The organism is Streptomyces sp. NPDC097640 (assembly GCF_040302705.1).
GTDB lineage: Bacteria > Actinomycetota > Actinomycetes > Streptomycetales > Streptomycetaceae > Streptomyces.
In genome coordinates, this window is sequence record NZ_JBEOSB010000012.1 from 25,283 (window position 1) to 51,460 (window position 26,178).

The 26,178-nt window shown below is 72.4% G+C and carries 23 protein-coding genes and 1 pseudogene; 13 read left to right on the top strand and 11 right to left on the bottom strand.

The features are described 5' to 3' along the window. The first annotated feature begins 6 nt into the window (after positions 1 to 6). Together ABTY62_RS20170 and ABTY62_RS20175 are read left to right on the top strand one after the other, a co-directional pair. On the top strand, positions 7 to 2,088 hold the full coding sequence (locus ABTY62_RS20170; protein ID WP_352130785.1) for a beta-galactosidase: 2,082 nt from the start codon (positions 7 to 9) through the stop codon (positions 2,086 to 2,088). Between the two features lie 75 nt (positions 2,089 to 2,163). Further along, positions 2,164 to 4,224 (top strand): RICIN domain-containing protein, encoded by a 2,061-nt coding sequence (locus tag ABTY62_RS20175; RefSeq protein ID WP_352130786.1) that lies wholly within the window; start codon positions 2,164 to 2,166, stop codon positions 4,222 to 4,224. A 93-nt stretch (positions 4,225 to 4,317) separates the two neighbouring features. Here ABTY62_RS20175 and ABTY62_RS20180 read toward each other — a convergent pair whose 3' ends face one another. After that, on the bottom strand, positions 4,318 to 6,375 hold the full coding sequence (locus tag ABTY62_RS20180) for an amino acid adenylation domain-containing protein (RefSeq protein ID WP_352130787.1): 2,058 nt from the start codon (positions 6,373 to 6,375) through the stop codon (positions 4,318 to 4,320). Positions 6,376 to 6,561: 186 nt separating this feature from the next. On the opposite strand from ABTY62_RS20180, the gene ABTY62_RS20185 reads away from it, so the two are divergent. Then, the gene (locus ABTY62_RS20185; RefSeq protein WP_352130788.1) at positions 6,562 to 7,518 is read left to right on the top strand and encodes an alpha/beta hydrolase; all 957 of its coding nucleotides are present in this window, start codon (positions 6,562 to 6,564) and stop codon (positions 7,516 to 7,518) included. A gap of 22 nt (positions 7,519 to 7,540) precedes the next feature. On the opposite strand, the gene ABTY62_RS20190 is transcribed toward ABTY62_RS20185, so the two are convergent. Further along, positions 7,541 to 8,713, bottom strand: a complete 1,173-nt coding sequence (locus tag ABTY62_RS20190) for a PucR family transcriptional regulator (protein WP_352130789.1) — start codon at positions 8,711 to 8,713, stop codon at positions 7,541 to 7,543. Between the two features lie 27 nt (positions 8,714 to 8,740). On the opposite strand from ABTY62_RS20190, the gene ABTY62_RS20195 reads away from it, so the two are divergent. After that, entirely contained in the window at positions 8,741 to 9,724 is a 984-nt protein-coding gene (locus ABTY62_RS20195; protein WP_352130790.1) for an extracellular catalytic domain type 1 short-chain-length polyhydroxyalkanoate depolymerase, read from the top strand. On the opposite strand, the gene ABTY62_RS20200 is transcribed toward ABTY62_RS20195, so the two are convergent. Next, positions 9,721 to 10,401, bottom strand: a complete 681-nt coding sequence (locus ABTY62_RS20200) for a response regulator (protein WP_352130791.1) — start codon at positions 10,399 to 10,401, stop codon at positions 9,721 to 9,723. The two genes, ABTY62_RS20195 and ABTY62_RS20200, sit on opposite strands and share 4 nt — an antisense overlap. Between ABTY62_RS20200 and ABTY62_RS20205 the strand changes: the two genes are divergently transcribed. Further along, positions 10,400 to 10,579, top strand: coding sequence for a hypothetical protein (locus ABTY62_RS20205; protein WP_352130792.1), 180 nt, complete (start codon positions 10,400 to 10,402; stop codon positions 10,577 to 10,579). The genes ABTY62_RS20200 and ABTY62_RS20205 overlap by 2 nt on opposite strands. Here the strand turns inward: ABTY62_RS20205 and ABTY62_RS20210 are convergent. From ABTY62_RS20210 to ABTY62_RS20220, 3 genes are all read right to left on the bottom strand, one after another. After that, entirely contained in the window at positions 10,576 to 11,583 is a 1,008-nt protein-coding gene (locus ABTY62_RS20210) for a sugar phosphate isomerase/epimerase family protein (protein WP_352130793.1), read from the bottom strand. The two genes, ABTY62_RS20205 and ABTY62_RS20210, sit on opposite strands and share 4 nt — an antisense overlap. Before the next feature lie 68 nt (positions 11,584 to 11,651). Then, positions 11,652 to 12,722, bottom strand: coding sequence for a substrate-binding domain-containing protein (locus ABTY62_RS20215; protein WP_352130794.1), 1,071 nt, complete (start codon positions 12,720 to 12,722; stop codon positions 11,652 to 11,654). Positions 12,723 to 12,868: 146 nt separating this feature from the next. Further along, positions 12,869 to 14,050: an ROK family transcriptional regulator gene (locus tag ABTY62_RS20220; protein ID WP_352130795.1), complete on the bottom strand. Its 1,182-nt coding sequence runs from the start codon at positions 14,048 to 14,050 to the stop codon at positions 12,869 to 12,871. Positions 14,051 to 14,315: 265 nt separating this feature from the next. Here ABTY62_RS20220 and ABTY62_RS20225 point away from each other — a divergent pair, with 265 nt between their 5' ends. The 8 genes and pseudogenes from ABTY62_RS20225 to ABTY62_RS20260 form a co-directional block, all read left to right on the top strand. Continuing rightward, entirely contained in the window at positions 14,316 to 15,059 is a 744-nt protein-coding gene (locus tag ABTY62_RS20225; RefSeq protein WP_352130796.1) for a DUF1684 domain-containing protein, read from the top strand. A 76-nt stretch (positions 15,060 to 15,135) separates the two neighbouring features. Next, positions 15,136 to 16,656, top strand: coding sequence for an ABC transporter substrate-binding protein (locus ABTY62_RS20230; RefSeq protein ID WP_352130797.1), 1,521 nt, complete (start codon positions 15,136 to 15,138; stop codon positions 16,654 to 16,656). Continuing rightward, on the top strand, positions 16,656 to 17,621 hold the full coding sequence (locus ABTY62_RS20235; protein ID WP_352130798.1) for an ABC transporter permease: 966 nt from the start codon (positions 16,656 to 16,658) through the stop codon (positions 17,619 to 17,621). The genes ABTY62_RS20230 and ABTY62_RS20235 overlap by 1 nt, the downstream gene beginning before the upstream one ends. Continuing rightward, the gene (locus ABTY62_RS20240) at positions 17,618 to 18,460 is read left to right on the top strand and encodes an ABC transporter permease (RefSeq protein ID WP_352130799.1); all 843 of its coding nucleotides are present in this window, start codon (positions 17,618 to 17,620) and stop codon (positions 18,458 to 18,460) included. Before ABTY62_RS20235 ends, ABTY62_RS20240 begins: the two co-directional genes overlap by 4 nt. After that, the gene (locus ABTY62_RS20245) at positions 18,457 to 19,248 is read left to right on the top strand and encodes an ATP-binding cassette domain-containing protein (RefSeq protein WP_352130800.1); all 792 of its coding nucleotides are present in this window, start codon (positions 18,457 to 18,459) and stop codon (positions 19,246 to 19,248) included. Before ABTY62_RS20240 ends, ABTY62_RS20245 begins: the two co-directional genes overlap by 4 nt. Further along, positions 19,245 to 20,009 carry an ABC transporter ATP-binding protein gene (locus tag ABTY62_RS20250; protein ID WP_352130801.1) on the top strand — a complete coding sequence of 255 codons (765 nt, stop codon included), beginning with the start codon at positions 19,245 to 19,247 and terminating at the stop codon, positions 20,007 to 20,009. The genes ABTY62_RS20245 and ABTY62_RS20250 overlap by 4 nt, the downstream gene beginning before the upstream one ends. Before the next feature lie 24 nt (positions 20,010 to 20,033). Further along, positions 20,034 to 21,239 (top strand): PP2C family protein-serine/threonine phosphatase, encoded by a 1,206-nt coding sequence (locus ABTY62_RS20255; protein ID WP_352130802.1) that lies wholly within the window; start codon positions 20,034 to 20,036, stop codon positions 21,237 to 21,239. 135 nt (positions 21,240 to 21,374) lie between these two features. Continuing rightward, a pseudogene (locus ABTY62_RS20260) lies at positions 21,375 to 22,463 on the top strand (pectate lyase family protein); the annotation flags it as partial. Positions 22,464 to 22,506: 43 nt separating this feature from the next. On the opposite strand, the gene ABTY62_RS20265 reads toward ABTY62_RS20260, so the two are convergent. From ABTY62_RS20265 to ABTY62_RS20285, 5 genes are all read right to left on the bottom strand, one after another. Then, on the bottom strand, positions 22,507 to 23,580 hold the full coding sequence (locus ABTY62_RS20265; protein ID WP_352130803.1) for a LacI family DNA-binding transcriptional regulator: 1,074 nt from the start codon (positions 23,578 to 23,580) through the stop codon (positions 22,507 to 22,509). Between the two features lie 148 nt (positions 23,581 to 23,728). Next, complete coding sequence (locus tag ABTY62_RS20270) at positions 23,729 to 24,487, bottom strand: HdeD family acid-resistance protein (RefSeq protein WP_352130804.1); 759 nt, start codon at positions 24,485 to 24,487, stop codon at positions 23,729 to 23,731. 101 nt (positions 24,488 to 24,588) lie between these two features. Next, positions 24,589 to 25,035, bottom strand: coding sequence for a TIGR03668 family PPOX class F420-dependent oxidoreductase (locus ABTY62_RS20275; RefSeq protein ID WP_352130805.1), 447 nt, complete (start codon positions 25,033 to 25,035; stop codon positions 24,589 to 24,591). Between the two features lie 18 nt (positions 25,036 to 25,053). Next, positions 25,054 to 25,878, bottom strand: coding sequence for an LLM class F420-dependent oxidoreductase (locus ABTY62_RS20280; RefSeq protein WP_352130806.1), 825 nt, complete (start codon positions 25,876 to 25,878; stop codon positions 25,054 to 25,056). Positions 25,879 to 25,991: 113 nt separating this feature from the next. Beyond that, on the bottom strand, positions 25,992 to 26,162 hold the full coding sequence (locus ABTY62_RS20285) for a hypothetical protein (RefSeq protein WP_352130807.1): 171 nt from the start codon (positions 26,160 to 26,162) through the stop codon (positions 25,992 to 25,994). Positions 26,163 to 26,178 lie beyond the last annotated feature (16 nt).

Consider the following 26,178-nt stretch of genomic DNA (forward strand, 5'->3'; position numbering starts at 1 on the left):
ACCACCATGATCTCCACCCTCCTCTCCCGGCTGCCGCACGGGGCGGACGGTGACCCCGCCTCCCCCCGCCTCCTCTTCGGCGCCGACTACAACCCCGAGCAGTGGCCGCGCGAGGTGTGGGAGGAGGACGTCCGGCTGATGCGCCAGGCCGGCGTCAACGTCGTCTCGGTGGCGATCTTCTCCTGGGCCCGCATCCAGCCGGCCCGGGACCGGTGGGACTTCGAGTGGCTCGACGAGGTCATGGACCTGCTGCACGCGGGCGGCATCGGCGTCGACCTGGCCACCGCCACCGCGTCCCCGCCGCCCTGGCTCACCACGGCGCACCCGGAGATCCTCCCGGTGACCGCCTCCGGCGAGACGCTGTCGCCGGGCGCGCGGCAGCACTGGCGCCCCACCTCCCCGGTCTTCCGCGAGCACGCGCTGCGCCTGGTGACCCGGATGGCCGAGCGCTACGCCGACCACCCCGCCCTGGTGGCCTGGCATGTCTCCAACGAGCTGGGCTGCCACAACATCTACGACTACTCCGACGACGCCGCCCGCGCCTTCCGCGACTGGCTGCGGGCGCGCTACGAGACGCTCGATGCGCTCAACCACGCCTGGGGCACGGCCTTCTGGTCCCAGCGCTACAGCGACTGGGACCAGATCCTGCCGCCCCGGCTCGCCGCGTCCCACCCCAACCCCACCCAGCAGCTGGACTTCAAGCGCTTCTCCTCCGACGCGCTGAAGGAGTATCTGCGCGCGGAGCGCGACATCCTGCGCGAGCTCACCCCCGGAACGCCCGTCACCACCAACTTCATGGTGATGGGCGAGACCAAGGGGATGAACTACGCCGACTGGGCCGACGAGATCGACTTCGTCTCCAACGACCACTACGTCCTCCCCGGCCCCCAGGACCGCGACGAGCTGTCCTTCTCCGCCAACCTCACCAGCGGCATATCCGGCGGGCGCCCCTGGTTCCTGATGGAGCACTCCACCAGCGCGGTCAACTGGCAGCCGGTCAACCTGGCCAAGCGCCCCGGCGACCTCGCCCGCGACTCCCTGCTGCATGTCGCGCACGGCGCCGACGCGGTCTGCTACTTCCAGTGGCGGCAGTCGGCGGCCGGCGCCGAGAAGTACCACTCGGCGATGGTGCCCCACGCCGGAACCGACAGCGAGGTGTTCCGCGCGGTCACCGAGCTGGGCGCCACCCTCCAGGCGCTGGCGCCGGTCGCCGGGGCCGAGCGCGAGCGGGCGCGGGTCGGGATCGTATACGACTGGGACTCGTGGTGGGCCAGCGAGCAGGACTCCCACCCCAGCTCCCTGCTCAACTACCGGCAGGAGGCCCTCGACTGGTACTCCGCCCTCCTCGCGCTGGGCATCCGGGCCGATGTCATCACCACCCGGGCCGACCTCGGCGAGTACCGCCTGCTGATCGCGCCCGTGCTGCACGTGGTGCCCCAGGCCCTGGCCAAGGAGCTCACGCGGTACGCCGAGACGGGCGGCCACCTGGTCACCACGTACTTCTCCGGCGTCGTCGACGAGAACGACCACATCTGGCTGGGCGGCTACCCCGGGGCCCTGCGCGAGCTGCTGGGCATCCGCATCGAGGAGTTCGGCCCGCTGCTCGCCGGGGACACCGTCGAACTGGACGGCCCGGACGGTCCGGACGGGGCGGAAGGGCCGGCCACCGGCACCCTGTGGACCGACCGGATCACCGTCACCGACCCCGACGGCGTACGCATCCTCGCCCACTACCGCACCGGCAACCAGGCCGGCCGCCCCGCCGTCACCCGCCGCGCGGTGGGCGAGGGCTCGGCCGCGTATGTCTCCACCCGACTGGGCGCCGACGGCCTCACCCGCCTCCTGCCGGACCTGCTGGAGGGCGCCGGAGTCCACAGCGAGCTGCCCGCCGAGGTGCGCGGACGCGTCGAGCTGACGGTGCGCCGCACCGCCGACGCCCGTTACCTCTTCCTCGTCAACCGCACCGACGAGCAGGTGAGCCTGGACGGCCTCACCGGGGAGCCGCTGACCGGCGGCACCACGGCCGCCGACGGCTCGCTCACCCTGCGCCCGCGGGAAGTCGCCGTGCTGCGAGCGCCCGCCACCTGACACCCCCCCCACACGGGCATGTCCGCTGGGCATGCCGTCCCACCGAAGCGACCACCAACGAGTTGGGAGCACACGATGGAACGCCGTACCCGCACACCACGGCTCCTGGGGGCCATCGGCGTCACGGCTCTGGCCACCGGCGCCGCCCTGATCACCGCACCGTCACCGCAGGCACAGGCCCAGCCGACAGCCGCGGCCGCCTCCGTGACCGTCTCGCCCGACCCCTCCTACCAGCAGCAGAAGTTCGAGGGCTGGGGCACCAGCCTGGTGTGGTTCGCCAACGCCACCGGCGGCTACCCCGAGGAGATACGCCAGAAGCTGGCCTCGCTCCTCTTCGGCGACGACGGCCTGGCCCTCAACATCGCCCGCTACAACATCGGCGGCGGCAACGCCCCGGACGTCAAGGACTACCTCCGCGCCGGAGGGGCGGTCCCGGGCTGGTGGAAGGCGCCCGAGGGCACCACCCGCGAGGACACCGACTGGTGGAGCGCCGACGACCCCGCCGACTGGAACCCCGACGCCGACGCGAAGCAGCGCTGGTGGGTGGACCGGATCAAGGGCGACATCGACCACTGGGAGACGTTCAGCAACTCCCCGCCCTGGTTCATGACCACCAGCGGCTATGTCTCCGGCGGCTTCAACGCCAACACGGACCAGCTCAAGACCGAATCCGTCGGCGACTTCGCCGCGTACCTGGCGGGCGCCACGAAGCGGCTGGAGAAGGCGCACGACATCAAGGTCGACACCGTCGACCCCTTCAACGAGCCCAACACCGGCTACTGGAGCACCCGCCTGGGAGCCGACGGCCAGCCGGTCGGCGGCCGTCAGGAAGGGGCCCACATCGGCCCCGAACTCCAGCAGAAGGTGATCCGCGCCCTGGCCCCGGCCCTGGAGAAGGCCAGGACCGGCGCGAAGATCTCCGCGATGGACGAGACCAACCCGAACATCTTCGCCCAGAACTGGAACACCTACCCGCAGGAGGTGCGTGACCTGGTCGGCCAGATGAACGTGCACACCTACGGCACCGGCGGCCGCACCGCCGTGCGCGACCTGGCCAAGGCGGCCGACAAGCCGCTGTGGATGAGCGAGGTCGAGGGCGACTGGGGCGACGGCCAGGACTTCCAGGACATGCGGCCCGGCCTCGGACTGGCCCAGCACATCGTCGACGACCTGCGCGAACTCGAGCCCCGGGCCTGGGTCTTCTGGCAGCCCGTCGAGGACTACGACAACATGAAGCCCGGCGGGGAGTCCGCCAAGGGCGGCAACTGGGGCAGCATCCAGCTCCCCTTCAGCTGCACCTCGAAGGACACCCTGAAGACCTGCCCGATCCGCACCAACACCAAGTTCGACACCGCCCGGAACTTCACCCACTACATCAAGCCGGGCGACCGGCTGGTGAAGGTCGACGACACCTCCAGCGCCGCCGCCGTCTCCCAGCGGGGCAACGGCGCCACCGTCGTCCACGTCAACAGCACGACCGCCGAGCGCACGGTCACCATCGACCTGTCCAAGTTCGCGAACGTCTCGCGTGGCGCCACCGTCACCCCCGTCGTGACCAGCGCCGAGGGCAAGCTGGAGCGGCACCGCCCGATCCGGGTCACCGACCGGCGCGCCACCTTCACCGTCCCGGCCCAATCGGTGACCTCCTTCCTCGTCAAGGGGGTCTCCGGCACCGCGAAGGACGCCGCGCTGCTGCGCGAGGGCCACACCTACCGGCTGACCGGCGCCCAGAGCGGCAAGGAGCTCACCGTCGCGGAGGGCGGCACCGGGCTCGTCATCAAGACCGCGAGCGCCGACGCGGCCGACACCACCCAGCAGTGGCAGCTCCGTCAGATCAGCGGCGAGGGCAACCGCCAGCGGTATGTGTTCACCAACCCGACGGACGGAAAGCGGCTCGCCGTCCGTGACGGCGCCGCGGTCCTGGAGCCCGACCAGGGCGCCCGCGACCAGGCCACCCAGTGGATCATGTCGACCACCGGGGACGGCACGTGGACGCTCGTCAACGCCGCCACCGGCAGGCTGCTGGAGGTCTCCGGCCAGTCCACGCAGGACGGGGCCGCGGTCTCCACCTGGCAGCCCAACTCCGGCGCCAACCAGCGCTGGAAGGTGACCGATGTGACGCCTGCGGCGGGCTGATCCCCTACCCGCCCCTTCCCTCAACTGGGGCTCCGCCCCAGACCCCGTCGCCGCCTCCGCCGTGGGATCTCCCGCGGCGGAGGCGGCAACGGTTCACGGCAGATCGATGTCGTAGCCCCCGGCGGCCTCGATCAGCCAGAGCAGCGCCCCGCGACCGCCGTACGGATGGCCGTCCACGCCGACCCGCACCCAGCCGTCGGTTTGCCGGGTGGCGCCGCAGTCCCAGAAGCGCCAGCTACGGGAGTCGGCGAGCCCGTCGGGATCGAAGAGGTCGAGCCAGCCGGCGAGCCGCCAGTCCGCCGTGGCGGCGGAGATCGCCTCGATCTGTCGCTGACGCTGCGTCAATCCACGCCAGCGGGCCAGCCAGGTGGCGGGATCCGTCCGCTCCGGCGGGGGCGGGGGCTCGGGGGCGCAGCGCTGGACGAACCACTCGGGGAGAAGGGTCGGCCACTCGTCCTCGGTCGGCCACTCCCCGGCGGGGGCCGTGGCGTGTTCGAGGACGGCCGTCAGCACCTCCCGGATCAGCTCGGCCGTGGCGCGCGGATCCTCGGCGGTGAACGTGGCCTTCAGCTCGATGAGCGGATTGCGTGTGTCGGGGTGGCGGCCGTGGCGGGCCCTGAGCAGCTCCGCCGTCCACGAGGTCGGGTCCAGCGCCTCGTGCAGCAGTTGGAGGGTGCGGTGGGGGAGCGCGGCCGCGGAGGCCTCGGTCCGGGCCAGCAGGTCGGCCCGTTGCTCCGGCGTGGGGCGCAGGCCCCGGGCCAGGGTCGTGACCTCGGCGACCGCGCGGGCCGACAGCCGGGGGTCGGGGTCGAGGGCAGACGGCAGGACGGTGAGCAGTCGGGCCACGGGGTCGGGCTCGGACAGCAGCTGGTATCCGGCCTTGCGGACGGCCGCCCGTGGGTCGGTGAGCAACGAGGCGGCCAGCCCGCGCGGCAGCCGCGCGGCGCGCGGGCGCAGCGTGGCGACGGCCACGCGGATCACTCTGGCCGAGGGGTCGCGCAGCAAGGGGACGACGCGGTCGGTCGGCACCGCGTCGAGGATCCGCAGCGCGCGCAGCGCATGGGCACGGACCGGGGCCTGGGGGTGGTCGAGCAGGGGGAGCAGCAGCGGGGCGTCGGCGTCGCTTCCGGTCTCGGCGAGCCCGTCGAGGGCCCCGGTCGGCGGCTGCGGGCCCCGGACCGCCGCGCGGTAGTGGGTGAGCGGCTCGACGCCCGTGCGGCGGGCGGCATCCCGCGCCACGGCCCGGACCAGGCCCGCCGGGTCGTCCAGCGCGCCCGTGACCTCCTCGGCATGTCCCGCACGTATCAGCCCGGTCAGGGCGGTGGCCCGCACCTCGCGATGGCGCGCGGCGGCCAACCGCCGCAGCAGGTCGGCCCGGTCGGTCCAGACCGCCTCGCGGGCGGCCACCTCGGCCGCCCGGGCCCGCACCCGCACATCGGTGTCGCCCTCCGCCACCGAGACCAGCGCCCGGAGGGGAAGGCGGCCGGCCGCGCCCGCCACCTCGAGCGCGAACCGCCGCTGTTCGCGCAGCGGCGAGGCGAGCAACCCCTCCAACAGGGCCGTTCCGGGGGCGGACAGCAGCGCGGCGAGGACCTGTCGGCGGGCGAAGTCGCCGCGCCGGCGGCGGTCGGCGAGCAGCGCGGTCGGCGCGGCGGCCGGGACGTACCGCGCCGGGTCCCGCTGGAGCAGGTCCGTCAGGCCCGCCCGGGCCCGCTCCCGCACCTGGCGGACCCAGTCGCCGGTGCGCAGCACCAGGAAGGGCATGAGTTCGGGGCTCGGCCGCTCCACGATCCGCCGGACCGCGCGCTCGCGGACCCGCCCGTCGTGGTGCGAGCAGGCGAACGCCAGCGCCAGGGGGCGGTCGTACTCCGGCGGCGCGGGTGGCGCCGTCGCCCCCGGGCGCGCGGAGTGAGACCACTCCGCGTGCTGCCACGACCGCCGCACCTGCCAGTCCAACCGCAGGACGACGCCCGGCCGCTCGCCGAGCATGCGCAGCGCGGCTGTGGCATCGGCGGCGTCACCGGTCGCGTCAAGGTGCGTCAGCGCGGTGATCAGGTCATCGAGGGACCTCTCCGTACGGTCGGAGAGACCGGACAGGATCGTCCGGAAGCGCTCCAGGGGAGCCGGATGCGTCGGGGAACTGCTGGTCACCGTGCCATGGTGCCCGACCGGCGGGGCCGCCGCCGGGCAATTTCCGGGGCGGCCGGGCCGGGCGCCGCCGCATGAACGCGAGGGACGGGTGAGCCTGATGGGGCCGCACGTAAGTCGGGTGAAAAGAAGCGTTGTCCCGACGCCTGTCTGATGACCCGCGCCACGCCCCGTGGCACGGTGTGACGCATGGGCTACGACTACCCGTTGGACCCCGAACTCGCCGCGGCCGCGGCCCTGATCCCCCCGGTCGACCTCTCCGACCTCGCCGCCGCGCGGGCCGCGCAGGCGCGGGAGGTCGCCGGGCGGCTCGCGGCCGTGGACGGCGCGGGGGTTGAGGTCGGACAGGTGTCGGCGCCGGGGCCGCGGGGCGGGTCGGACGTGGCGCTGCGCACGTACCGGCCGCGGGGCGCCGCCGGGCCGCTGCCCGCCGTCTACAGCATCCACGGCGGTGGCTTCATGCTGGGTTCGCCGGACGTGGACCACGCCGTCAACCTGCCGTTGTGCCGCGAGCTGCGGGCCGTGGTGGTCTCGCCGGACTTCCGTCTCGCGCCCGAGCACCCCTTCCCCGCCGGTCTGGAGGACTGTTACGCCGGGCTGTGCGCGCTGGCCAAGGGCGACGCCGGACCGGACGTCATGGCGGACCGGATCGCGGTCCTCGGCGACAGCTCCGGGGCGGGCATGGCCACGGCTCTGACGATGCTCGCCCGCGACCGCGGTGGCCCCGCGATCCGCTTCCAGTACCTGGGCAGCCCCGCGCTCGACGACCGGCTGGACACCCCGAGCGCGCGGGCCTTCACCGACACGCCCGTATGGACCCGCGACCTGGCCCGGCGGAGCTGGGAGGCGTATCTGGGCGCCGGGGTGCCCGGCACCGGCGACGTGCCGCCGTACGCGGCCCCCGCGCGGGCCGGTGCGGCCGAGCTGCGGGGGCTGCCGCCCGCCTATGTCGCGGTGATGGAGTTCGACCCGCTGCGCGACGAGGGCATCGACTACGCGCGCGCCCTGCTCACTGCCGGTGTCCCCACCGAACTGCACCTCTTTCCGGGCACGTTTCACGGCTCGGCGGCGGTGGAGTACGCCGGGGTGGTCCGGCGGATGAGAGCCGAGACGGTCGCGGTCCTGCGGCGGGCGCTCGCGCCATGACCGCCACCCCGGCCGCCCGCACTCAGGCCGGAGCGGCGGCCAACTGTCTTGCGTACAGGGCGAGTTGCGCGCGGAAGCGGTGCTCGGGGTCGCGTAGCCGCCACCCCAGTGCGGCCTCCACATGGGCCAGGCGCGCGGCCACGGAGCTGTGGTGCAGATGCAGTTCGGCGGCGGCCTGGCGCAGCGATCCGGTGCGGCAGAAGGCGGCCAGCGCGGCGATGGTCAGGCATCCGTTCGGCTGGGCGGCCAGCGTGTCCAGTTGCCGTGCCTCGGGCAGCGCGCCCAGCCGCTCCGCCGGGATGTCGGCCAGCAGTGCCACCGGGCCGAGCGCGTCGTGGTCGGCCACCGCCTCCCGCGGGGTGCCCGCCACCGCGAACCGCAGCGCCGTGCGCGCCTGTGCCCAGGACTCGCGGGCCGCGAGCGCCGGAACCAGGCCGCCGACGCCGATCCGTAGCCGGCGCGCCGCGTCGCGCGCCACGTCCGGGCCGCGGCGGGGGTCGGCCACCGCGGCCCGCAGCGCCGCGGCCGGGGAGTCGGCCGCCCCGGCCGGGGGCTGCACCAGGACCGTGCCCCACGGGCCGGTCCTGGTGACCCGGACGACGGCCTCGAGCCCCGCGCGTCCCAGCAGCGCCACCGCGTCCAGGCCCGGGTCGACGGCCGGGTCGCCGCGCACCGCGACCATCCGCAGCGGCAGTTCGGGGGCCAGGCCCAGCCGCCGCAGCGCGCGGGCGCGGTCGTGGTCGGACTCCCGCTCGGCCAGCACCAGCTCCACCAGCGCGGGATCGGCCACATCGGGCGTACGAGGCGCGCTCGGCGCGGTGGGCGCAGGGGGCCGCAGGAAGCCGCCCGACAGCATCCGCGCCGCGATCGCCATCCACTCGAGGATCAGCTCGTCGAACGGGCCCGGCCGCCCCGGCCGCTCCAGCCAGACCCGCCCGGACGGGCCGAGCGCCACGCTCCCGGACACCGCCTCCGGCTCGCCCGGGAGGGCGGCGCCGTCCGGCCCGAAACGGGCCCCGCGGCCGTCGGGCAGCGCCACGCCCGCCGCGCACTCCGCGAGCCCCGCGGTGGACCGGGCCAGCGCGGTCGCGTCGAGGGTGGCACCGCCGAGCAGCGCCTCGAAGTGGGCGATCACGCGCACCGCGGTGGCGGCATCCGCGTCCAGCGCCGAGAGCCGCAGCAGCAAGCCCTTCACGGCAACAAGTCTAGAAAGGACAGGGACATGACCAACAGCCCCGCGTCAGCCGGAAACACCGACGTGGCCGGAAGGCGGCGCAGAACACCCAGGTCCGTGCTCGCGGCGTTACTCGGCGGCATCCTGCCGCTGCTCGCGTCGCTGTTCCTGCTGACACCGCCGCCCGCGGCGGCCGCCACGCTCACCGAGGTGACCGGATTCGGCAACAATCCGAGCAACCTCAGGATGCACCTGTACGTGCCGAACAACGTCGCGGCGCGCCCCGCGGTCCTGGTCGCGGTGCACTACTGCACGGGCTCGGGCCCCGCGTTCTACTCCGGCACCGAGTTCGCCTCGCTGGCCGACCGCTACGGCTTCATCGTCATCTACCCGTCCGCCACCCGCAGCGGCAACTGTTTCGACGTCTCCTCGCCGCAGGCGCTGCGGCACGACGGCGGCAGCGACCCGGTGGGCATCGTGTCGATGGTCCGCTACGTCCAGCAGCGCAACAACGCCGACCCCAGCCGGGTCTATGTCACCGGAGCCTCCTCCGGCGCCATGATGACCAACGTCCTGCTCGGCGACTACCCGGACGTGTTCAAGGCGGGCGCCGCGTTCGCGGGCGTGCCCTTCGGCTGCTTCGCCACCACGGACGGATCCGGCTGGAACAGCGCCTGCGCCAACGGCACGATCATCAAGACACCGCAGCAGTGGGGCGATCTGGCTCGCGGCGCCTACCCCGGGTACACGGGCGCCAGGCCCAGGATGCAGCTGTGGCACGGCACCGAGGACGCCACCCTGCGCTATCCGAACTTCGGTGAGGCGATCAAGCAGTGGACCAACGTCCTGGGGGTGAGCCAGACTCCCGCGAGCACGGACAGTCCGCAGACCAACTGGACCCGCACCCGCTACGGGGCCACCGGCGACCGGGCCCCCGTCGAGGCCATCAGCGTCCAGGGCACGGGCCACTCGCTTCCGCTCGCCGGCATGGCCGCCCGGGCCATCACCTTCTTCGGCCTGGACACCCCCTAGTCGCGCGGGGGCGCGGGGCGGACGAGGCCGGACTGGTAGGCGATGACGACCAGCTGGGCCCGGTCCCGCGCCCCCAGCTTGTTCATGGCGCGCTGGACATGGGTGCGTACGGTCAGCGGGCTGAGGAACAGCGCCTCGGCGATCTCGGCGTTGGACTTCCCCTCCGCGGCCAGGGCCATCACCTCCCGCTCGCGGGCGGTGAGCGAGGCGAGCAGCTCGGGCGGCGCCAGCGGGGCCTCGGGGTCGGGGGCGGCGAGAAAGCGGGTGATCAGGGTGCGCGTGGCCACGGGGGAGAGGAGGGAGTCGCCGGAGGCCACGGTGCGGATGCCGGTCAGCAGCTCCTCGGCGCCCACGTCCTTGCCGAGGAAGCCGCTGGCCCCCGAGCGCAGCGCCCGCGCCACGTACTCGTCGGTCTCGAAGGTGGTGAGGATCAGCACCCGGGTCGCCGACAGATCCGCGTCGGCGCAGATGGCCGCGGTCGCGGCCAGGCCGTCGGTGCCGGGCATGCGGATGTCCATCACCACCACGTCGGGGGCGTGCGCGCGGGTGAGCGCGACCGCCTCGCCGCCGTCGGCGGCCTCCGCCACCACGTCCATGTCCTCGCAGGAGTCGATCAGGATCCGGAAGGTGGCCCGCAGCAGGGTCTGGTCGTCGGCGAGCAGGACGCGGATCGTCATGGGCGGGTTCTTCTTCCGGTTCGGGGGCGCGGGGGCGCGGCGGCACATCGGCCGGCCTGCCGTCCCCACCATGGTGAGCCATGGCGTCGGCGAACGGCCCGGCGGCCGGGGCGGGGCCGCCCGCTACCCCCGTGCGGGCGGCCCCGCCCCGGCCCCGGGACACCCCGGGGGCGCCTAGTCGGACCCGCCGCCGAAGGCCGCGTCGAAGGAGGCCGACGGCGGGTCGAAGTCGTACGCCTTCAGCCGCTTCAGCGCCTCGGGCGCGCCCTGGAGGCGGTCCATGCCGGCGTCCTCCCACTCCACCGACACCGGCCCGTCGTATCCGATGGAGCGCAGCATCCGGAAGACGTCCTCCCACGGCACGTCCCCGTGACCGGCGGAGACGAAGTCCCAGCCGCGCCGCGGGTCGCCCCAGGGCAGATGTGAGCCGAGCCGGCCGTTGCGGCCGTCCAGCCGCTTCCGCGCCTCCTTGCAGTCCACGTGGTAGATCCGGTCCCGGAAGTCCCACAGGAAGCCGACCGGGTCGAGGTCCTGCCAGACGAAATGGCTGGGGTCGAAGTTGAGCCCGAAGGCGGGGCGGTGGCCGACCGCTTCGAGCGCGCGGTGCGTGGTCCAGTAGTCGTACGCGATCTCGCTCGGGTGCACCTCGTGGGCGAAGCGCACGCCCTCCGCGTCGAACACGTCCAGGATCGGGTTCCAGCGCTCGGCGAAGTCCTCGTAGCCGCGCTCGATCATGTGGGGCGGCACCGGCGGGAACATCGCCACCAGGTGCCAGATGGACGACCCGGTGAAGCCGATGACGGTACGGACCCCGAAGGCGGCCGCGGCCCGCGCGGTGTCCGCCATCTCGGCCGCGGCCCGCTGCCGTACCCCCTCCGGGTCGCCGTCGCCCCAGATCCGTCCCGGCAGGATGCCCTGGTGGCGCTCGTCGATGGGGGAGTCGCACACGGCCTGGCCCACCAGGTGGTTGGAGATGGCCCAGCACTGGAGCCCGTACTTCTCCAGCAGCTGCCGCCGGCCGTCCAGATAGCCGGGCTCGGCGAGCGCCCGGTCCACCTCGAAGTGGTCGCCCCAGCAGGCGAGTTCCAGTCCGTCGTAGCCGAAGTCGCGGGCCCGTCGGCAGACCTCCTCCAGGGGCAGATCGGCCCATTGACCGGTGAAGAGAGTGAAGGATCGGGGCATGCGTGGCCTCCTCAGGCGGGTACCGGGGGTAGACGGGGGACTCGGTCCGGCGGGGCGGGGGCAGAGGGTCAGCTGAATCCGGTGGGCAGGTAGTCGTCGACGTTGTCCTTGGTGACCACGGCGGAGTAGAGGGTCATGGAGGCCGGGATCTCCAGCTCGGCGAGGCCGCCGACGCCCTTGCCCTGTCCGAGCGCGCGGGCGAGGTCGATCGCGGAGGCGGCCATGGTCGGCGGGTAGAGGACGGTGGCCTTCAGCACGGTGTTGTCGGCCTTGATGGCGTCCATGGCGCGCTTCGCGCCCGCGCCCCCGACCATCAGGAAGTCGTCCCGCCCGGCCTGCTGGATGGCCCGCTCGGCTCCCACGCCCTGGTCGTCGTCGTGGTTCCAGAGCGCGTCGAACTTCTTGTGCGCCTGAAGCAGTTGGGCCATCTTCGCCTGGCCCGACTCGACGGTGAAGTCGGCGGCCTGGCGGCCGACCTTCTCGATGTTGGGGTAGTTCTTCAGCGCGTCGTCGAAGCCCTTGGTGCGCTGCCGGGTCAGCTCCAGGTTGTCGAGCCCGGCCAACTCGATGACCTTGGCGTTCTTCGTGTCCTTGAGCTTCTCGCCGATGTACGTGCCCGCGTTGAGGCCCATGCCGTAGTTGTCGCCGCCGATCCAGCAGCGGTACGCCTGCGGGGTGGCGAAGATCCGGTCGAGGTTGACGACGGGGATGCCCGCCCTCATGGCCTTGAGGCCGACCTGGGTGAGGGCCTTGCCATCGGCGGGCAGGATGACCAGGACGTCGACCTTCTTGTTGATGAGGGTCTCGATCTGGCCGATCTGCTGGGCGGTGTCGTTGGAGCCCTCGGTGGTCTCCAGGGTGACGTCCTCGTACTCCTTGGCGCGCCGCTTGGCCTGCTCGTTGATGGCGTTGAGCCAGCCGTGGTCGGCCTGGGGGCCCGCGAAGCCGATGGTGACCTTCTTGCCGGGCTCGGTGTCGGCCGTGTTCGCGGCCTGCCGGCTGTCGTCCGGCTTGTCGTTGTTCTCGTTGCTGGTACACCCGGCGGCGAAGAGCGCCCCCGCGGCGGCGGTTCCGAAGAGGAGGTTTCTGCGGCTGGTGCGGATCGGTGAGTCGGCCGGTGTGTGTGGGTTGTCCCTCATGGCTGGTACGACCCTTCTGGACCAGGACGGCGGCGACGGTGATCGCGCCGTTGCGGGCAGGGCTGATCGCGGAGCGGCTGAGGCGGCGAGGGGGGTTGGGGTGCGGGTGCGGGTGCGGGTGGGTGCGGGTGTGGGTGGGTGTCGGGTCAGGCCGGCGAGAGGAGGTGGTCGCTGATCAGGCGGGCCGCCCCGATGACCCCGGCCAGGGGGCCGAGCTCGCCCAGCACGATGGGGAGGTTGCCGGTGGCCAGCGGCAGCGACTGGCGGTAGACCTGGGTGCGGATCGCGGCGAGCAGGGTGTGGCCAAGGCCCGTCACCCCGCCGCCGATCACCACGAGGCCGGGGTTGAAGAAGCTGACCAGCCCGGCGATGACCTGGCCGGTGCGGGTGCCGCCCTCGCGGATCAGATCGAGCGCGGCGGCGTCGCCCGTGGCCGCGGCGGCGGCGACATCGCTGGCGGCGAGGGTCCCCGCGGCCTCCAGCCGGACGGCGAGCTCGGGGGACCGGCCCTCGCGGGCGGCCGCCTCGGCGTCGCGGGCGAGCGCCGCGCCGCCGAAGTACGCCTCCAGGCAGCCGCGGTTGCCGCAGGCGCACGGCCGGCCGTCGGGCTCGGCCACGATATGGCCGATGTCGCCCGCGCTGCCGGTCGTACCGCGGTAGACCTCGCCCCCGACCACGATGCCGCAGCCGATGCCCGTGCCGATCTTGACGCAGAGGAAGTCCTTCGCGGAGCGCGCGACGCCCGCCTGCTGTTCTCCCATCGCCATCAGGTTCACGTCGTTGTCCACCATCACGGGGCAGCCCAGCTCCTGGCTGAGCGCCTCGCGGACGGGGAAGCCGTCCCACCCGGGCATGATCGGCGGGGCGACGGGCACCCCCTCGGGGAAGCGCACCGGGCCCGGGACCCCGATCCCGGCCCCGTCGAACCCCTCGGCCACGCCGGTGGCCCGGAGCTTTCCGGCCATGGCCAGGACCTGCTCGAAGACCGCGACCGGCCCCTCGCGCACGTCCATGGGCTGGGTGAGGTGGCCGAGCACCTCCAGCTCGGCGTTGGTGACGGACACGTCCACCGAGGTGGCGCCGATGTCGACGCCGAGGAGCCGCAGCGTGGGCGAGAGGCGGATGTTGTGCGAGCGGCGCCCGCCGCGGGAGGCGGCGAGCCCGTCGGCGATCACCAGCCCGGTGTCGAGCAGCCGGTCGACCTCCACGGCCAGCCGAGAGCGCGAGAGGTCCATCCGGTCGCCCAGCTGCGCCCGGGAGGTGGGCCCACCGTCGCGCAGCAGGCGCAGCAGCCGCGCCTGATGGGCGTTCGCGGGTCGTGCCGTCATGCGCCTCACACTGCCCCTCCCGCCGTCATCGGCATGCCGCCGGCCCGGCTTTCACGGGGAACGTAGCAGCGGCTGTCCGGCGTGGGAAGAATTTACGCCGCAATCCACGCTGGCTTTAACCTGCCCGAGGACAAAGAGGGGCGCCGTCTCGCCATGTGGCGCAAATTTGACATTAGGCAGTCTTATGACAGATAAAGATAGTCCTTTGGGTTTACTTCACGCAGCGTGACCATCGAGGCGTGACGGCCTTGGATCGACTACGCGAATGAGCCATACCGTGTCCCACGCCACCACCCCCGATCAGCCGGCCGCCGGCCCCGCCGCGGCCTGGGAGGACTGGCGCGCCCAGCGGCGGCGCTCGGTCACCTCCCCGACCGGGAACCTCGCCCTCGTCGAGACCCGCTGGCTCCCGGCCGGCGAGCGGCCCGACCTCGACGCGGCCCGCGCGGGACAGCCGGAGCGGATCACCGTCACCGCGCTCTCCCGCACCGACCTGGTCACCGGCGAGCCCGAGCACGGCCTGCGCTTCTGGGACGCGGAGTCGCCGGCCATCCGCCACTTCGAGCGCACCGACGCCTTCGCCTACGACCCGGCCTGGGTCCTGGAAGCCTCGTACCGGCCGGTGCCTGGCGCCCGGCGCGTCGCGTTCGAGCACCTCCGGGACAACGGCGGCACCCGCGACCTGGTGGTGCCCGGCGACATCTCGCTCACCGTGGACGGCCGCGAGTACACGCTCAGCGCCTTCGACGACGACGGCACCCTGCTGCTCGTCTTCGGCGACCCCACCAACGGCGACACCACCTACGGCGCCGGGCGCTTCCTCTTCGTGGAGCGCACCGTCGACCCGGGCCGGGTCCGGCTGGACTTCAACCGCGCCTTCGTGCCGCCCTGCGGATTCTCCGACCAGTACAACTGTCCGATGCCGCCGCGGCAGAACCGCTTCCACCTGGCCGTCGAAGCCGGTGAGCAGCGCCCCGTCTTCCGCGACGGCTTCCTCGCGCAGCACTGATCCCCTCCGCAGATCGCGGCCACCCCTCCGCAGATCCGCGGTCACCCCTCCGCAGAAAAAAGAGCGCACTCCTTCCATGAACATCAAGAAGTCCTCCCTGTACGGCGGCGCCACGGCCGCGACCCTCGCCCTGACCCTCACCGCCTGCGGCGGGGGTGCGGGCGGAGGCGGCGCCTCGGGCGGGGCGTACGACAAGAACGCCACCGTCAACGTCGGCTCGCTCTACGAGCCGCAGAACCTCGACAACACCGCGGGCGGCGGCCAGGGCGTCACCGAGGCGCTGGCCGGCAACGTCTACGAGGGGCTGTTCAAGCTCGGCGACAACGGCAAGGTCGAGAAGCAGCTCGCCGAGGACTACAAGGTCAGCGGCGACGGGCTCACGTACACCTTCACGCTGCGCGGCGGGGTGAAGTTCCACAGCGGCAAGAAGCTCACCAGCCAGGACGTCAAGTACAGCCTGGAGAAGGTGATCTCGAAGGACTCGCAGTCCGCGCGCAAGAGCAGCCTCGAGGTCATCAAGGACATCGCCACGCCCGACGCCAGGACCGTGAAGGTCACCCTCTCGAAGAAGTCGATCTCCTTCGTCTACAACCTCTCCTACGTCTGGATCATCAACTCCGAGGCGAAGAACCTGAAGACGAGCGAGGACGGCACCGGGCCGTACACGCTGGACAAGTGGACCCGCGGCTCGGCCCTCGGCCTCGACCGGTTCGCCGGCTACTGGGGCCGCGCGGCCGCCAACAAGGGCGTCCTCTTCCACTACTACAAGAACGCCACGGCGCTGAACAACGCGCTGCTGACCAACGCGGTGGACGTGGTCACCAGCGAGCAGTCGCCCGACGCCCTCGACCAGTTCAAGAACAACCAGAACTACAAGGTCAACGACGGCAACTCGACGACCAAGCTGCTGCTCGCCTTCAACGACAAGGCCAAGCCGTTCACCGACGTCCGGGTCCGCCAGGCGGTGTCCTCCGCCATCGACGACAAGAAGCTGCTGGAGTCCGTCTGGGGCGGCTACGGCAAGCTCATCGGCTCCATGGTGCCGCCCACCGACCCCTGGTACGAGGACCTCACCAAGGTCAACGGGTATGACACCGCCCGGGCCAAGAAGCTCCTGAAGGAGGCCGGCTACCAGGACGGCTTCACCTTCACCCTGGACACCCCGAACTACGACCCGCACCCGACCGCGGCCACCTTCATCAAGTCGCAGCTCGCCAAGGTCGGCATCACCGTCAAGATCAACACCATCACGCCGGACGAGTGGTACACGAAGGTCTACAAGAACCACGACTTCACGGCCACGCTCCAGGAACACGTCAACGACCGCGACCTGGTCTGGTACGGCAACCCCGACTTCTACTGGGGCTATGACAACAAGCAGGTCACCCGGTGGGTGGAGCAGGCTGAGGCGGCGTCCACCACGGCGGAGCAGACCGAGCTGCTGAAGAAGGTCAACCGCAAGACCGCCGAGGACGCGGCCAGCGACTGGCTGTACCTCTACCCGCAGATCGTGGTCGCGAACAGCAAGCTGTCCGGCTACCCCGTCAACGGCCTCAACTCGCAGTTCTTCGCCTACGACATCAAGAAGAAGGGCTGATGGCGCGGTATCTCCTGCGCCGCCTCGCCTTCCTGCTGGTGTCGCTGGCCCTCGCCAGCGTGGTGCTGTTCGTGCTGCTGCGCCTGCTGCCCGGGGACCCCGCCAACGCGCTCACCTCAGTGGGCGCGAGCCCCGAGCAGATCGCGGCGGCACGCCACGCCATCGGCTCCGACCGCCCGCTGCCCGAGCAGTTCATCCACTGGCTCGGGCAGCTGGCCCGCGGCGACCTCGGCACGTCGTTCGTCAGCTCGCTGCCGGTCGCGCCCGAGGTGGGCTCGCGGCTGAACGTCACGATCCCGCTGACGCTCGCGGCCTTCGTCCTGGCGGTGCTCATCGCAGTCCCGGCCGGGTTCGTCGCCGCGTACAAGCGGCGGACCTGGTACGGCGCGCTGCTCAGCGGGGTGTCCCAGCTCGGCATCGCGATCCCGGTGTTCTGGCTCGGCATGATCCTCATCGCCGTCTTCGCGCTGAACGCCGGCTGGCTGCCCGCGGGCGGCTTCCCCCAGGACGGCTGGGCGGAGCCCGCCGAGGCGATCCGTTCGCTCGCGCTGCCGGTCGTCACCATCGCGCTGGTGATGGGCGCCTCGCTGACCCGGTACGTACGGTCGGCCACTCTCGACGTCCTGGACAGTGACTATCTGCGGACCGCACGGGCCCTGGGCGCGTCGTTCGGGTGGGCCATGTGGCGGCACGGGCTGCGCAACGCCTCCGTGCCGGTGATCTCCATCCTCGGCATCGAGCTGGCCTCCACGCTGCTCGGCGCGGTCGTCGTGGAGTCGGTCTTCGCGCTGCCCGGCCTGGGCTCGATGCTCGCCACCGGCATCGCCCAGCACGACTACCCGGTCATCCAGGGCGTGCTGTTCGTCTCCACGCTCGCGGTGCTGCTGATCGGCTTCGCGGCCGACCTCGTGCAGCGGATCATCGACCCGCGGCTGCGGGACAGGCTCTCGGGAGGCGCCCGATGACCGAGCTTCCGACGGCCCCCCGGGCCAAGCGGTCGTACACGCTGCTCGCCGGCTGCGCCCTGGCCGGTCTGATCGTCCTGCTCGCCCTCGTCTCCCTGGTCTGGCTCCCGTACGCCACCGACGACACCTCCGGCGGACGGCTCACCGGACCCTCCGCGGACCATCTCCTCGGCACCGACAAGCTCGGCCGCGACCTGTTCACCCAGGTGATGACCGGCTCCCGGATCGCCGTCGAGGCGGACCTCGGCTCCGTCCTGATCGCGGCCGCGATCGGGGTCACCCTGGGCGTGCTGACCGCGTTCGCGCAGGGCTGGCTCGACGACACGCTCTCCGCGTTCCTCGACATCCTGATCGCCTTCCCGACGCTGCTGCTCGCCATGCTGATCGTCGCCGCCCGCTCGGCCACCCTCGGATCGGCCGTGCTGGCGATCGGCCTCGCGCAGAGCGCGGTGGTGGCCCGTCTGGTGCGCATCCTGGTCAAGCGGGTGCTGGCGCAGGACTACATCACGGCCGCCCGCACCTCGGGCAGCTCCTGGCCCCGCGTCGTGGCCGGACACGTCCTGCCCAACATCTGGCCCACCCTCGTGGTCAACCTGGCGCTCCAGTTCGGCCTCGCCGTCCTGGCCGAGGCCGGCCTGTCCTACCTCGGCCTGGGCGCGCCGCCGCCCAACGCCTCGTGGGGCCGCATGCTCCAGGAGGCGCAGGCCACCTTCACCACCGCCCCGGCGGGCGCGCTCGCCCCCGGCATCCTGCTCGTGCTGCTCGTCATCGGCGTGAACCTCATCGCCGACGGCCTGCGCGACACCCTCGACCCGGCGACCCGGCGGAGGCGCGCATGACCCCCCTCCTCGACGTGCGCGGCCTCACCGTCCGTACGGCGGACGGGCGCACACTGGTGGACGACCTCTCGCTGTCCATCGCCCCCGGCGAGCGGCTCGGCGTCATCGGCGAGTCGGGCTCCGGCAAGTCGCTGACCACCCTCGCCGTGCTCGGACTGCTGCCCGAGGGCATGACCGCCACCGGCAGCGTCGAACTGGGCGGCACCCAGATCGTGGGCGCCAGCGAGAAGCGGCTCACCGGCGTGCGCGGCCGGGACGCCGCCATCGTCTTCCAGGAGCCGCTCACCGCGCTCGACCCGCTGATGCGGGTGGGCCGGCAGATCGCCGGGCCCCTCCGCAGGACGCGTGGGCTGACCGGCCGCGCGCTGGACCGGGCCGTCACCGAGGCGCTGGAGCGGGTACGGCTCCCCGAGCCCGGCCGCATCGCCCGCGCCTTCCCGCACGAGATCTCCGGCGGCCAGCGCCAGCGCGTGGCGCTGGCCTGCGAGCCGAAGCTGCTCATCGCGGACGAGCCGACCACCGCGCTGGACGTGTCCGTGCAGGCCGAGATGCTCGCCCTGATCGACACCCTGGTGCGGATGCGCGAGATGGCGGTCCTGTTCGTCAGCCATGACCTCGCGGTCGTCGCCAAGGTCACCGACCGGGCCCTGGTCATGAAGGACGGCCGTGCCGTGGAGGAGGGCACCGTCGACGAGATCGTCCGGGCGCCGCGCGAGGAGTACACCAAGTCCCTGGTGGCCAGCGCGCGCCGGCTGGAGTCCGCCCTGGACCCGAGGAGCGCGCCATGACCCCCGTACTGGAGCTGAGCGACGTCGCGCTGCGCTACCGGGGCGGCACCGCCCCCGTCGTCCAGGACGTGTCCCTCGCCGTCCGGGCCGGACACAGCCTCGCCCTGGTCGGCGAGTCGGGCGCGGGCAAGACGACCCTGCTGCGCCTGCTGCTCGGGCTCGCCCGGCCCACCGCCGGCACCGTGGCCTTCGACGGCGAGGCGCTGAGACTGCGCGACGCCGGGCAGATGCGCCGGTTCCGGCGCAGCGTGCAGTGCGTCTTCCAGGACCCGTACTCCTCGCTCGACCCGCGCCGCCGGGTGGGTGCCACCGTGGCCGAGCCGCTGCGCTCCCTGGGCATCGACACCAGGCGTACGGCGGCGCCCAAGGTGGCCGAGGCCCTGGAGCGGGTCGGGCTGCCCGCCGACGCCGCGGAGCGCTATCCGCACGAGTTCTCCGGCGGGCAGCGGCAGCGCATCGCGATCGCCCGCGCCACGGTGTGCGACCCGCGGGTGCTGCTCGCCGACGAACCCGTCAGCGCGCTCGACGTCACGACCCGGGTCAAGGTCGTCGATCTGCTCGCCGAGTTGCAGCAGGAGCGCGGGCTGACCATCGTCATGGTCTCCCACGACCTGTCGGTGGTCGCCTCCCTGTGCGAGCGGACCGCGGTCCTGGAGCGCGGCCGCGTCGTGGAGCAGGGCGACACCGCCCAGGTGCTGGGCGCCCCCGCACATCCGTACACCCGCCGCCTCGTCGACAGCGTGCCCCGCCTGCCCGCCTGAGCGGGATTCCGTACAGTTGACCCTATGGTGGGCGCGGAGGCGTCGGTATCGGCCGGAACCGCGGAAGCCCTGCTGGAAGAGCTGGTCAGGACCTCCCAGGAGGCTTCCCCCGCGGAGCTCCCCGAGGTCCTGGACCGCTATGTGACGGCCATGGGCCTGGGCCGGGTCGTCGTGTTCCTCATCGATCTCCAGCAAAGGCGACTGCTGCCGCTGACCGAGGGCGAAGAGGAGCTGGAGGTCGACGGCACCCTGGCCGGCTGGTCCTACCGCACGGACTCCCTGCGGGTGGCCGAGGACGGCGCGGGCGGTCTGGTCGTATGGCTGCCCCTGATCAACGCGGCGGAGCGGCTGGGCCTCGTGCGCTTCTCGATGAAGACCCTGGACGGGCACAGGCTGTGGCGCTGCCGGGCGCTGGCCTCGGTCCTCACCCTGATCGTCACCTCCAAGCGCACCTACATCGACACCATCGCGCAGCGCACCCGCACCCAGCCCATGCAGCTGCACACGGAGATGCTGCGGGCGTTTCTGCCGCCGCGCTCGATCGGCACCGGCCGGGTGGTGTCGACCGCGGTCGTGGAGCCCGCGTACGAGCTGGGCGGCGACGCCTTCGACCACTCGTTCACCGAGGACGTCCTGCACGCCACGATCCTCGACGCCATGGGCCACGACCTGGCGTCCGGCCTCACCACCTCCGTGGCCATGGCCGGCTGCCGCAATGCCCGGCGCACCGGCGCGGAGCTGGCGCAGCTGGTCACGGAGGTGGACCAGGCGCTGTCACGGTGGCTGCCCGACCAGTTCTGCACCGGTATCTTCACCCAGCTGCACATGCCCACCGGCGTGCTGCGCTGGTGCAACTGCGGCCACCCCGCGCCGCTGCTCATCCGCCGCCACCGGCTCCACCAGAAGGCGCTGGCGCGGCCCCCCGAACCGCCCCTCGGCCTGCCCGCCAGCCTGGCAGGCGACAGCCGGCAGGTGTACGAGACGGCGCTCGAACCCGGGGACCGGATCCTGCTCTACACCGACGGGGTCGTCGAGGCGCGCGACGAGGGAGGCGAGCAGTTCGGCCTGGAGCGCTTCACCGACTACATCATCCGCTCGACGGCCGCCGGGCACACCGCCTCCGAAGTGCTCCGCCTGCTCATCCACGCCATCCTCGACCAGCGGAAGAACGAACTCAGCGACGACGCCACGATTCTGATGATCGAATGGCAGCCGCCCGTCGCGGCGTAGCCGCAGGCGGCAAGCATTTTTCGCGATCGTTTGCCGAGGAGCCGATCCGACCCGATGACGCGATGGGGCAACCTCCCGGCCCGCGGCGGCGACAGGGGCATGGACGACATCCCCCGAGCTGTGGAAGAGGTGGCCATGGAAGCCGAGCGGCACAAGACGCGGCAGGGCAGGGGCTGGGGCAGGCTCGGCCTGACGGCCGGAGTGGCCCTGTCCCTGGGCGCCACGGTGGGTCTCACCGACGGCGGCGCCTTCGCGCCGGACCGGGCCGGAGCGGGGACGGCGGTGACGATGGACGCGGCGGCGTGGGCCGATGACGCCGCCGACGGCTTCGCCTCGGTCAACGCGCTGGGGCAGAACGGGACGTACGGCGGCCGGGGCGGGGCGACCGTGACCGTGCGGACGCTCGCCGATCTGGAGAAGTACGCGACATCCGCCGACCCGTACATCATCGTGGTGGCCGGGGCGATCACCATGGACCCGAAGGGCAAGGAGATCAAGGTCGCCTCGGACAAGACGATCGTGGGCTCGGGGACCGCGGGTCAGATCGTCGGCGGCGGCTTCTTCCTCGGCCAGGGCGTGCACAACGTGATCATCCGCAATCTGACGATCCGCGACTCCTACGAAGGCACCTGGAACGACAAGGACCACGACTGGGACGGCATCCAGATGGACGGCGCCCACCATGTGTGGATCGATCACAACGATCTGCGGCACATGGCCGACGGCCTGATCGACAGCCGCAAGGACACCACCTACCTCACGGTGTCCTGGAACCGGCTCCAGCAGCACAACAAGGCCTTCGGCATCGGCTGGACGGAGAACACGACCGCCGACATCACGATCCACCACAACTGGTTCCACGAGACCGAGCAGCGCAATCCGTCCACTGACAACGTCGCGCACGCGCACCTGTACAACAACTATCTCCAGGACGACCCGGGGACGAGCATCAACTCCTCCTACGGCAACTACGCGCGCGGCAACACCAAGATGGTGCTGGAGAACAGCTACTTCGAGGGCATGAAGAACCCGGTCATCAAGGACGCCACGGCCTCCCTGGTGCAGCGGGGCAGCATCTTCGCGGGCACCACCGGCCGCAACGAGAGCGGCGGCACGGCCTTCGACCCGAAGACGTACTACAACTACACCCTGGACCCCGCCTCCCAGGTGCCGTCGATCGTGAAGTCCCGCTCCGGGCCCAGCTCCGCCATCGGGACCGTGGCGCGCTGAGCGCGCCATCCGTGAGGGAAACCGGTTGCCGCGCCGGTCACAGCGGTGCCCCGGCGGGCGGGGCCACCGAGTCGCGGATCACCACATGGGTGCCCAGGAGCAGGTGTTCGTCCGGGGCGTCCGGTGTTCTGCCCAGGCTCGTACGGACGGCGAGGCGGCCCAGTTGCTCGTAGGGCACATGGACCGTGGTCAGCGGCGGGTGCAGATCGCGCGCGAGCGGGATGTCGTCGTACCCGGCGAGCGACACATCGCCGGGCACGCTCAGCCCCGCCTCGTGCAGGGCGGTGAGCGCCCCCGCCGCGACCATGTCCGTGGCGGCCATCACGGCGGTGAACGCGAGCCCCTGGTCCAGGGCCCGGCGCAGCAGGCGGTGGCCCGAGTCACGGGTGAAGTCGCCGGACAGGCGCAGCGCCGGGTCCGGTTCGATGCCGCGGGCGCGGTGCGCGGCCAGATAGCCGCGCTCGCGGCCCTGGGCCGCCGTGTTCTCCGGGCTGCCCCCGAGGAAGAGGACCCGCCGGTGGCCCTGGGCGAGAACATGGGCGCACAGCGCGAAGGCCCCGTTCTCGTTGTCGTACTCGATGACCGTCACCGGGGTGCCGGGGGCCAGCGGCGGCCGCCCGCACAGCACCAGCCGCGACCCGGCCGAGGCCAGTGAATCGGCGACGCGGGCCATGCGCCGGCGGTACTCGGGGCTGTCCACGGCGCCGCCCACCAGGATCACGGCGGCGGCGCGCTGGGCCCGCATCATCTCGATGAACTCCAGCTCGTGGGCGGTGTCCCCGTCGGTGCTGCACACCAGGCACAGGTGGCCGAGCCTGGCCGCCTCGCGCTCCACCCCGTGCGCCATGTGCGCGAACGACGGCCCGGTGATGTCGTCCAGGACGAAAGCGAGCGTCGGGGTGCCGGCGCCCGCCACCGCTTTGGCGTGGGCGTCGGCGACATAGTCCAGCTCGCGCACGGCGCGCTGCACCCGGGCACGCGTCCGCGTGCTCACCGGATACACGCCGCCGAGCACCCGCGACACCGTGGACGCGGACACCCCCGCGCGGGCCGCGACATCCCGGATCGTGCTGCGACGCCCCCCGAGGTCCCCGCCGCCCTTCCGCACCATGGCCCACCCCTCGCTCGCCTGCCCCCGAGTCGGGCAACCGGGTGACAACCGGTTGCCGGACCAGAGGCTAACAGCGGGGGAGGGGCGCGGGGAGAGCCATGAACGGGGTCACCGCCACGGGCCACGGCTACGGGCCACGGCTACGAGGCTACGGCTGGGGGTGCGGCCGGAAGCCCGGGAAGTGCGGGCGGTGTTCCGCCCTGCCCGGGGCGTGGTGGCCCAGCTCGACACGCAGCTGGACGCCGTGGAAGACCTCGAGCACGCCCAGCGCCAGCAGCCAGATGCCGGCCACCACGGCGAGCGCCGTGATGGAGCCGAAGGGCGCGACGATCAGGATGATGCCGCCCAGCATGCTGATGACACCGAGGAAGATCTGCCAGCCGCGGGCCGGCATCCCCTCGTGGGAGATGGCCGCGGCGGTCATCATGACGCCCCGCAGCAGCCACGAGAACCCGATCCACAGGGCCAGCAGCAGGATCGACTGTGCCGGTCCGCGGAAGCAGAGCAGACCGAGCAGCACGGCGAGCGCGCCGCTGATGACGCTCAGCACCCGCAGATGCCCCGGCACATGTGCGCCGAAGGCCCCCGCCAGCTGGAAGACCCCGGTGACCACCAGATAGGCGCCGAAGAGGGCACCGAGTACCGCCAGGGTCTCCCCTGGCCAGACCAGCACCATGACGCCCAGTGCGACCGCCACGAGGCCCGTGGTCACCAGGACCTGCCAGGCGGCGTTGGACAACGTGCTCAGGAGACCGGGGAGCGGGGCCTCGGCCTCAGGGGGCCGCTCGCCTCGCCGTTCGGCGCCATAAGGCTCCGTACCCCGTTGTTCGGCACCTTGCTGTTCGGCGCCATAGGGTTGCTCGCGCCGCTGTTCGGCGCCGTGTGCGTCGTCGGAGGAGAAACTCATGGCCGTCCACCTCCTTGATGGAACAGAAGGCCGTACCCGACACCACCATCCTCTCCCCGTATGCGTCTCTTCGCCTCATGGCGCGGTGGCCCCGGGCAGGCTCACGTGCTGTCGCCCTCGGTGGCCTGCCAGCCGCTCCACCGGTCGACCGCGATCTCCACGACCGGCCCCCGCGGCGGCCGGTCCGCGTACTGCGCCGCGTATTTGGCGGCGAGCAGCCCGACGTACCCGGCGGAGGCGGCCGACCCGTCGGCGGGCGGCAGAACACGGGCCGTGCCGTCGGCCCGCGCCCACCACAGGAGGTCCCAGTCCTCGTCGTAGGCGTCCACCAGGAGGCATACGGCGGGGTTGGCCCGGATGTTGTCCAGACGCCTGAGCCGCGCCGACCGCTTCGGTTTGTGGTCGACCGCCGTCGCCACCGTGTCCCCGGTCAGCGCGAACACCACCGGCACCAGATGGGGCCGCCCCCCGTCGCCGACGGTCGCCAGCCGGGCGACCCTGGCCAGCGCGAAGCGCCCCCGCGCCCGGGCGCTCGTCATCGTGGGCATCGCGCGGCCGCCGGCCGCTCACCGGAACCGGGCGGCGACCTGGGCCATCGTGTCGAGATCGCGGAGCGTTTCCGGCTCCGGCGCGGTCGTCAGATAGAACAGGACCCGCTCCACCCCGACCCGCGCATACCCGTCGATCACCTCGGGGGTGTCCGGCACCCCGTACACCGTCACCGGCACATCCCGGCCGGCCACCTCGCGCAGCCGCTCGATCTGCGGGCCCAGTTGCTCCGGGGGAACGCTGTTGGCAAGCCAGGCGTCCCCGAGCGCGGCGATCCGGGGGAAGGCGCTCTCACCGCCGCCCACATAGATCGGCGGGTACGGGCGCCGCACCGGCTTGGGCCACAGGTACACCGGGTCGAAGTTCACGAATTCGCCGTGGAATTCGGCCTTTTCCTTGGTCCAGAGCTCCCGCATCGCGCGCAGCCGCTCATTCACCAGACGGCCGCGCGTGGTCGGGTCCGTACCGTGGTTCTCCATCTCCTCGCGGTTCCAGCCGACGCCGACCCCGAAGACGGCCCGCCCGCCGGAGACCAGGTCCAGCGAGGCCACCTCCTTCGCCGTGATGATCGGGTCCCGCTGTGCCACCAAGGCGACGCCGGTCCCCAGCAGCAGCCGCTCGGTGACCGCGGCCGCGGTGCTCAGCACGACGAACGGATCGAGCGTGCGGTAGTAGATCTCCGGCAGCTCGCCGCCGCCCGGGTAGGGGGAGCGCCGCTCCACCGGGATATGGGTGTGCTCGGCGATGAAGAGCGAGTCGAACGCCCGCTCGTCGAGGGCCCGCCCCAGCGCGGCCGGGCTGATTCCCTGGTCGGTGACGAAGGTCGAGATACCGAACTTCACGGCGGGTCCTCCCGTGATCGAGGATCGAGGAGGGCCAGTGATCGCCGTCACCGGCCCGGCTCCCGGCTCGGACCCCGGTCGGGGCCGCGGGCCTCCGAGCCCTGGTGATGTCGCTATTCCTTCGTCTCCTCCTCCGTCTCCTCCTCTTCCTCTTCCACTTCCCGCTCCCCCTCCGCCTGCGAGGGGGTCGTGACCGGTACGTCGGGATGCATGGCTTCGGCAGGCACCTCGTTCTCTCGCTCGCCTTCCGCTTGGGACGGGGTGGAGCGGTAGGGCTCGGTCATGGCACGCCTCCGCTCT

Excerpts from the sequence above, each read along its gene's own strand:
- ABTY62_RS20170 (WP_352130785.1), top strand. The coding sequence starts at position 7 with ATGATCTCCACCCTCCTCTCCCGGCTGCCGCACGGGGCGGACGGTGAC.
- ABTY62_RS20175 (WP_352130786.1), top strand. The coding sequence starts at position 2,164 with ATGGAACGCCGTACCCGCACACCACGGCTCCTGGGGGCCATCGGCGTC.
- ABTY62_RS20185 (WP_352130788.1), top strand. The coding sequence starts at position 6,562 with ATGGGCTACGACTACCCGTTGGACCCCGAACTCGCCGCGGCCGCGGCC.
- ABTY62_RS20195 (WP_352130790.1), top strand. The coding sequence starts at position 8,741 with ATGACCAACAGCCCCGCGTCAGCCGGAAACACCGACGTGGCCGGAAGG.
- ABTY62_RS20205 (WP_352130792.1), top strand. The coding sequence starts at position 10,400 with ATGGGCGGGTTCTTCTTCCGGTTCGGGGGCGCGGGGGCGCGGCGGCAC.
- ABTY62_RS20200 (WP_352130791.1), bottom strand. The coding sequence starts at position 10,401 with ATGACGATCCGCGTCCTGCTCGCCGACGACCAGACCCTGCTGCGGGCC.
- ABTY62_RS20210 (WP_352130793.1), bottom strand. The coding sequence starts at position 11,583 with ATGCCCCGATCCTTCACTCTCTTCACCGGTCAATGGGCCGATCTGCCC.
- ABTY62_RS20215 (WP_352130794.1), bottom strand. The coding sequence starts at position 12,722 with ATGAGGGACAACCCACACACACCGGCCGACTCACCGATCCGCACCAGC.
- ABTY62_RS20220 (WP_352130795.1), bottom strand. The coding sequence starts at position 14,050 with ATGACGGCACGACCCGCGAACGCCCATCAGGCGCGGCTGCTGCGCCTG.
- ABTY62_RS20225 (WP_352130796.1), top strand. The coding sequence starts at position 14,316 with ATGAGCCATACCGTGTCCCACGCCACCACCCCCGATCAGCCGGCCGCC.
- ABTY62_RS20230 (WP_352130797.1), top strand. The coding sequence starts at position 15,136 with ATGAACATCAAGAAGTCCTCCCTGTACGGCGGCGCCACGGCCGCGACC.
- ABTY62_RS20235 (WP_352130798.1), top strand. The coding sequence starts at position 16,656 with ATGGCGCGGTATCTCCTGCGCCGCCTCGCCTTCCTGCTGGTGTCGCTG.
- ABTY62_RS20240 (WP_352130799.1), top strand. The coding sequence starts at position 17,618 with ATGACCGAGCTTCCGACGGCCCCCCGGGCCAAGCGGTCGTACACGCTG.
- ABTY62_RS20245 (WP_352130800.1), top strand. The coding sequence starts at position 18,457 with ATGACCCCCCTCCTCGACGTGCGCGGCCTCACCGTCCGTACGGCGGAC.
- ABTY62_RS20250 (WP_352130801.1), top strand. The coding sequence starts at position 19,245 with ATGACCCCCGTACTGGAGCTGAGCGACGTCGCGCTGCGCTACCGGGGC.
- ABTY62_RS20255 (WP_352130802.1), top strand. The coding sequence starts at position 20,034 with ATGGTGGGCGCGGAGGCGTCGGTATCGGCCGGAACCGCGGAAGCCCTG.
- ABTY62_RS20265 (WP_352130803.1), bottom strand. The coding sequence starts at position 23,580 with ATGGTGCGGAAGGGCGGCGGGGACCTCGGGGGGCGTCGCAGCACGATC.
- ABTY62_RS20270 (WP_352130804.1), bottom strand. The coding sequence starts at position 24,487 with ATGAGTTTCTCCTCCGACGACGCACACGGCGCCGAACAGCGGCGCGAG.
- ABTY62_RS20275 (WP_352130805.1), bottom strand. The coding sequence starts at position 25,035 with ATGCCCACGATGACGAGCGCCCGGGCGCGGGGGCGCTTCGCGCTGGCC.
- ABTY62_RS20285 (WP_352130807.1), bottom strand. The coding sequence starts at position 26,162 with ATGACCGAGCCCTACCGCTCCACCCCGTCCCAAGCGGAAGGCGAGCGA.